Origin of the sequence: Psychrobacter sp. Pi2-1 (assembly GCF_904846645.1) — a bacterium.
GTDB lineage: Bacteria > Pseudomonadota > Gammaproteobacteria > Pseudomonadales > Moraxellaceae > Psychrobacter.
Genome location: NZ_CAJHBO010000048.1, coordinates 1 through 1,099, shown reverse-complemented (window position 1 = coordinate 1,099; position 1,099 = coordinate 1). Strand labels below are relative to the sequence as shown.

At 41.4% G+C, this 1,099-nt stretch carries 1 pseudogene; it reads right to left on the bottom strand.

The features are described 5' to 3' along the window. Positions 1-990, bottom strand: a pseudogene (locus JMX91_RS13350) (IS3 family transposase); the annotation flags it as partial. Positions 991-1,099: the final 109 nt, after the last annotated feature.

Here is a 1,099-nt window from a genome sequence, read left to right as displayed (position 1 = left end):
GTAGTCCTCTGTCTGAATGATGAATAGCAGCATGACGATAGCATCGGTTAGACTGCGCCATCTTTAACGCTTTAATCACATTGCAAGCTCTCATGTCTTCACTTAAATGATAGCCCATAATCTGTCTTGAATAAGCATCCGTGACGAGTGATAAGTAGTGCGTACCCTCACCAGACTTTACATAGGTAATGTCTGCCACGAGTACTTGTTCCGGCATAATCGGCTGGTTTTGATTATCCTTTAACAAATTAGGATATTTCTTGAACCAGTGCTTACTGTTGGTTGTTTTAGTATAGCTACGTTTGGGTTTTACCAGTAAGTTATGCGCTCGCAAGTAATCAAAGAACCCATCACGTCCCAGCTTAATACCTACCTCTATAAGCTTAGGTTTGATTAAGTAGTACAATTTGCGTCCACCAAGCTTTGGCATGAACTGACGGTAAAAACCAACCCATTCAGACAGTACAGCTAATTCATCTGCTCGCTTGAGCTGTCGATCTCTATGTTGATAAACCGCTTGAGTGCTAATCCCTACTAATCGACAGCCTTTAGCTAAACTCACTTGTCCGTTTTTCCTGAGTTGCCAGAGACTGTCGTGACAGACTTTTTTCTTAAGTTTACGCCATAGTCTTTATCATAAATATCAATCATAGTATTTAAGATGAGGTTGCGATCTCTTTCGTCTGCAAGCTCTCGCTCTAGCCGTTTTATCTGCTGAGCGGGTGTTTCTACACTAGGGTTGTGGGCTGACATAGGACAACGCCTCCGCTGGTTAGAACCTGTCCAGTCTAATTTACCATGTTTGCGTAGCCAAACCAAAACGGTACTACGACCTTGAATGCCATAAATGGCTTGGGCTTGTTTGTAAGTCATGTCGCCTTTTTCAACGCTATCCACAACGCTTAATTTAAAGCCTAAGGTGTAATCTTTTTGACTGCGCTTAGCTCTGTTACTCTCTCTAGGTTTGACATAATATCGCCTAAAATATATCAACTCATTCTAGGATAGGACATGCAAAAGAAAGAAGGCGCTTACCTATAGTAAGAGCATTCTTTTAGATTTAGGGAAAAACTTATATTACTGTGCTGCCCATCAAGAT